At 35.2% G+C, this 5,629-nt stretch carries 6 protein-coding genes; all 6 read right to left on the bottom strand.

The window, feature by feature from the left end; translation table 11 throughout:
• The coding region (locus tag Q0U74_RS07440; protein WP_297393782.1) for a V-type ATP synthase subunit B at nt 1-851 on the bottom strand (851 nt) is incomplete at its 3' end.
• Nucleotides 848-2,620, bottom strand: coding sequence for a V-type ATP synthase subunit A (locus tag Q0U74_RS07435; protein ID WP_297393780.1), 1,773 nt, complete (start codon nt 2,618-2,620; stop codon nt 848-850). The genes Q0U74_RS07440 and Q0U74_RS07435, both read right to left, overlap by 4 nt.
• On the bottom strand, nt 2,601-3,242 hold the full coding sequence (locus tag Q0U74_RS07430; protein WP_297393779.1) for a hypothetical protein: 642 nt from the start codon (nt 3,240-3,242) through the stop codon (nt 2,601-2,603). Before Q0U74_RS07430 ends, Q0U74_RS07435 begins: the two co-directional genes overlap by 20 nt.
• Nucleotides 3,243-3,557: a V-type ATP synthase subunit F gene (locus Q0U74_RS07425; RefSeq protein ID WP_297393777.1), complete on the bottom strand. Its 315-nt coding sequence runs from the start codon at nt 3,555-3,557 to the stop codon at nt 3,243-3,245.
• Nucleotides 3,557-3,979, bottom strand: a complete 423-nt coding sequence (locus Q0U74_RS07420) for an ATP synthase subunit C (RefSeq protein ID WP_019124869.1) — start codon at nt 3,977-3,979, stop codon at nt 3,557-3,559. Before Q0U74_RS07420 ends, Q0U74_RS07425 begins: the two co-directional genes overlap by 1 nt.
• Before the next feature lie 14 nt (nt 3,980-3,993).
• A partial coding sequence (locus tag Q0U74_RS07415; protein ID WP_297393774.1) for a V-type ATP synthase subunit I occupies nt 3,994-5,629 on the bottom strand: 1,636 nt, incomplete at its 5' end.

Raw genomic sequence — 5,629 nt, 5'->3', positions numbered from 1 at the left:
AAATCAGAATAAAGGTGTCCTGGATAGCCCTTTCTTGAAGGCACTTCTTCTCTTGATGATGAAACTTCTCTTAGGGCTTCAGCATAGGAAGTGATGTCTGTCATTATTACAAGAACTTGCATATTTTTTTCAAAGGCTAAATATTCTGCAGCAGTAAGGGCACACTTTGGTGCAATAAGTCTTTCCATAATTGGATCATCTGCATAATTTATATACATTACTACCTTGTCAATTACGCCAGAGTTCTTGAAACTTTCTCTAAAGAAGTCTGCTTCGTCATGCTTTACACCAATGGCAGCAAAGACTATGGCAAAGTTATTTTCTCCGCCCTCGTCAGCAATTTTTGCCTGCCTTACAATTTGTGCAGCAACTTCATTGTGGGGAAGACCTGATCCAGAGAAGATTGGAAGTTTTTGTCCTCTAATTAATGTCATTAGTCCATCAATGGAAGATATACCTGTTTGAATAAAGTTTCTTGGGTATTCTCTTGCTGATGGGTTAATTGGTCTACCGTTGATGTTATAAACATCCTTGGAATAGATAGCTCCGCCCTTATCTATAGGCTCAGCTGTTCCGTTAAATACTCTTCCCAAAATTTCTCCTGAAAGAGGAATTTCAAAGGGATGGGCAGAAAATTCTACCTTAGTATTTTTTGTGGAAACGCCTAAGTTGTTGCCAAAAACTTGGACAATTGCCTTGTCGTCATCAATTTTTATAACCTGACCAATTTCTGATCTCTTGCCGTCCTTTGATATAATCTTTACAACTTCACCGTAACTAACTCTGTGAAGATTTGAAAGTTCTAGTAGCGATCCTTCAATTCTATCAAGTGTTAAATATTCTTTTTTCATTCTACATCACCATAAGTTGCACTAAGCTCTCCATAAAAATCGTTGATTTCATTGTTTAAGCTTACAAATTTCTTTAAGTTTTCGTTTTCTATATCGTATTTCATGTTAATTACTTTTCCGTAAAGACCATCGTTCTTTATTACTGAAATAGGAATTTTAAGTTTTAAGGCTTCCTTTCCCTTTTCATAAAGATTGTCTATTGTCTTTAACATTTCAAATTGCTTTTCAAGAGGCACAAAGGTGTCAATTGGGTTAAAGGCATTTTGTTGCAAAAATCCAACTTTTACAACACGACAAATTTCAAGGACAAGTCTTTCTTCATCTGGAAGGACATCTTCACCAACTAGCATTACAATTTCATTTAACTTGGCTTCCTTGTGAAGTAAGTCTAAATATTTTATTCTGAGATCAGGAAGGTCTCCGTCAAGTCTCATGTCGTAGTAATTTTTAAGAAGTGGAATATAGCCTGAGTAGGAGTTCATCCAGTTAATGGCAGGATAGTGTCTTGAGTAGGCAAGTTCCTTGTCTAGTGCCAAGAATACATTTACGAATCTCTTTGTATTTTCAGTTACTGGTTCAGAGAAGTCGCCGCCAGCTGGTGAAACTGCACCAATAAGAGTTACAGAACCTTCAGAGCCAGATAAAGTTTTTACATAGCCAGCTCTTTCATAGAAGCCTGCAATTCTTGATGGAAGATAAGCAGGATATCCTTCTTCTGCTGGCATTTCTTCAAGACGACCAGAAATTTCACGAAGAGCTTCTGCCCAACGAGAAGTTGAGTCGCCCATTAGGGCAACATGGTAGCCCATGTCCCTAAAGTATTCTGCCATAGTTACGCCAGTGTAAATTGAAGCTTCACGAGCGGCAACGGGCATATTAGATGTGTTGGCAATTAGGATAGTCCTATCCATAAGGGCCTTTCCTGTGTTAGGGTCAATTAGCTTTGGAAAGTCTTCCAAAACTTCTGTCATTTCGTTTCCTCTTTCGCCGCAGCCAATGTAGATGATGATATCGGCATCACAATACTTTGCTATTTGGTGTTGAGTCATAGTCTTACCAGTACCAAATCCACCAGGGATTGCTGTAGTACCGCCCTTGGCAATTGGGAAAAATACATCAAAAACTCTTTGTCCAGTTACAAGTAATTTGTCAATGGGAAGTCTTTCCTTAACTGGTCTAGGAATTCTTACTGGCCAGTTTTGGTACATCTTCACTTCATTTATCTTGCCGTATTCGTCTTTTACCTTTAATAAAACAGTTTCAATATTATATTTTCCATTATCAAGAATCTCTACGACTTCGCCGCTTACTTCTGGCGGAATCATGACTTTGTGAGTGATAATATCAGTTTCAGGAACTTCTGCAAAAATTTGTCCTGGGTGAACCTTGTCGTGAAGATGAACTTTAAAAGTTACATCCCAAAGTTTTTCTTCGTCAAGGGAAATAAGTCCAAGACCTTCAGGCATAAAAGAGCCGTGGTTCTTTTTAATAACTTCAAGAGGCCTTTCTATACCATCAAAGATACCTCTAATCATGCCAGGTCCAAGCTTAACAGAAAGAGGGGCACCAGTTGAGATTATGTCCTCATCTCTTTTTAGGCCTTCAGTTTCTTCATAAACTTGCACTGTGCCAAGGTCTCCGTCAATTGAAATAACTTCACCAATTAATTTTTTCTCGCCAACAAGAACCATTTCTCTAATTTTATAATCAGCCATGTTTTTTCCAATTACAACAGGTCCGTCAACTGATTTAATTATTGCCTTTTCCAATGACTTCACCTCTTTCTTTTAATTTTTCATGTAGCATAGAGCCAATGTCGTATCTCATGTCTTCAAGTTTATTTTTTAAAGACAAGTTGATATTGTAAGTTCTATTCATATCAGAGATTATAAAACCGCCAATATGATACTCGTAAAGTTCGTCTATTTTAAGTTCAACGCCCTTTTCCTTGGCAATTTCTTTAAATTTTTCAATGAGTTTTTCATTTTCATCATTTTTAACATAAAGATAAATGCTTTTTTCGTCTATTTCATCTAAAATATTTTTAAAATTTTCAGTTTCAATATTTACATATTCATCAGTCTTGGTAAATTCCAAAAGTTTTTGTGAAAGAGTTTCTAAAAGCTCATTTAATAACTTTTCATCTTCTTCCAAGAAGAGAACTCTCTTTTGTTCTTCAACAGAAGCAATAAGCTCATAACCCCTTCTATTGGCAAGAGTTACCCTTCTATTGACGAAGGCTTCTTCATCCTCTTTAAGAGATTCAATTTTTTCAGCCAAAATCTTATCAGCCTTTTCCTTTTCCTCTCTTATCCTCTTTTCACATTCTTCCTTTTGCTTTAGAAAAACAATTTTGTTGAATATGGCAATTTTGTTTTCAAGTAAAATCATTTAATCACCTACAGCTTTCACACCAACAGATTCTCTGACATATTTTAAAATAAAATCATCTTCCATCGCGCCGTCAAGATCTGGAATAGTTACAACTAGAGGAAGGTCCCCTGTAAGTTTAAATTCTAAAACTTCTTCTTTGATTTCTTTAAAAGAAGAATAAGTTAGTATTATTATTCCAATATCTTCAGTTTTTGTAAAAGTCCTAAAATTTTTTAATAGTTCAGCTCTGTCATTACATTTAACAGACCTTACACCTGCAAGGCGAAGGCCGTTAATTATATCGTCATTTGATGTTAAAAGAATTGATCTCATTATAGTCTTCCAAGAATCATAATTGAAATGATAAGACCATAAATAGCAATACCTTCTGCAAGTCCTAGGTAGATCATTGATTTACCAAGAATGTTAGGATCTTCTGATACAGCGCCAATAGCTGCAGAACCTACATTAGAAACGGCAACACCTGCACCAAGAGATGCAAGACCAGTTGAAAGACCAGCTGCTAAAAAGCCAAGACCATTACCAGATGCTGGAGCAGCTGCTGCAGCTGATGCCATTTGTGGTACAAGGGAAATTAATCCAAAAACAAAAACTGGTGCGAAAACAAATAGGTTAAGCTTCAAAACAGCACGAGCAAATTTTCTGTTCTTATCTGTGCCCTTGTAAATAAAATAAAAACCTGTAACTACCATTGAAAATACTGTTAAAACTGCGAAAATAATAATTTTTTCCATCTTTAAACTCCTCATTAATAAATTTTATCGGCTTCAAAAAGTACGCCGTCACCACTATAATACTTGCTAAACATTTCGTAATATTCAAGTCTTAGAGATTGAATAAATACGATTAAACCTTCTAGTCCCAAAATTAAAATATTGCCAAAAATTAAAACTGCAATATTTCCTCCACTTGAGCCAACCATTTCCCCAAGAGTCTTAAATGCCAAGAACAAACCAACGTGATTTATTGCAAAGGCGCCAACCCTTATAAAGGATATAATTGAAGACATAGTTGATAAAAGAGCTTCAAGTAGACCAAAGGATGACTCTATATAATAATCTGAGGCACTGCCTTCTGTCTCCTTCTTAAATAAAACTTTAAGAATAGGTCTTTTTAGGAGCATGATCACAAGACTTATAACTAAAATACCTAGGGAAATATTCATAGGAATTAAAGATTTAGCTCCCATTACAGACATGCCAATATTAATCATTGCTACAAAAATTATAACTCCCAAAAAACCTTCCTTAGAGAAAAAGGCTTCATCTGGTCTACCACTTTTTAGTCTATTGTAAATGCCAATGCCATAGGCTAGGGCAAGTAAAATAATGCCAAAGTAAATTGCAATTACAAGAGTATCATTTATATTTTCAAAGGGTCTAAACCAAATTGCGGGAATAATTTCTTCGCTTCCAAAAACTGAACCGTACATCAAACCAAAGAACATGGAAGATGCACCCATTCTAAGAAGAAGTCCACCAAAATCCTTGTTCTTCTTTCCAAGCATTAGTCCGGCAATTACAAATACAGCCCCTTGACCCAAGTCGCCAAACATTGCTCCAAAAAGAATCATGTAGGTTATACCAAAAATTACAGTGGGATCAAATTCACCATAATTAGGCGTTCCATACATATTTATTAGTAGCTCAAAGGGCTTAAAAAAATTTGCGTTTTTTAACTTTGTCGGTGTCTTCATGTTTTCGCTTTTGGGGTCAAAATATTCAATATCAATATCCTTGTACTTAGCTAGCTTTTCTTCTAACTTCTTTTTGTCAGATTCGCCAAGCCAACCTGAAAGATAAAAATATTTATTTGACCTAAGCATAAACTTCTTAGCTTTTTCAATTTCTTCATAGGAAAGCATGTGAGCAAGAGTAGTCTTTAGCTCTTCATGTCTGCTTTCCAAAAGATTCTTTTTGTATTCTTCTATTTCAAAAATTTTTCTCTTTACATTTTCCTCTTCTTCTTCAAGATTTTTGTAGATTAAACGAGCAGTTCCCTCAACATTTTCTCCAAGAAGTTCAACTTCAGTAAAGTTCAAACTATTTAGGACTCTGTCAACATCCTTTTCAGTTTCCTTAGGATAAATAACAAGGAAAAGTTCTCTGTTATCAACAGTGCCAGTATGATAAATCATAGCGAGGATATTGCCATAATTTTTCTTAAGTCTATATCTGGCATCCTTGTCCAAGAAACCAAATCTAGTGTTGAAATACTTTAAGTCTGCTATGTCCTTTAAATCAATGTCAACATTCTTAAAGAGTTCATAGTTTTCCTTTAAGGTGTCAAGAATTTTTAAATTTTCCTTAGTTCTTTCATATTCATTGATCTTTTCACTGATGTTTTTTACAAAAGAATCAATATTTTCATTGACATTAACCTTT

The organism is uncultured Peptoniphilus sp., assembly GCF_946998875.1.
In the GTDB taxonomy this organism is placed as follows: Bacteria; Bacillota; Clostridia; order Tissierellales; family Peptoniphilaceae; genus Peptoniphilus_A.
Note: the sequence above shows the minus strand (reverse complement) of the source record. Positions and strands in the feature narration are given on the sequence as shown.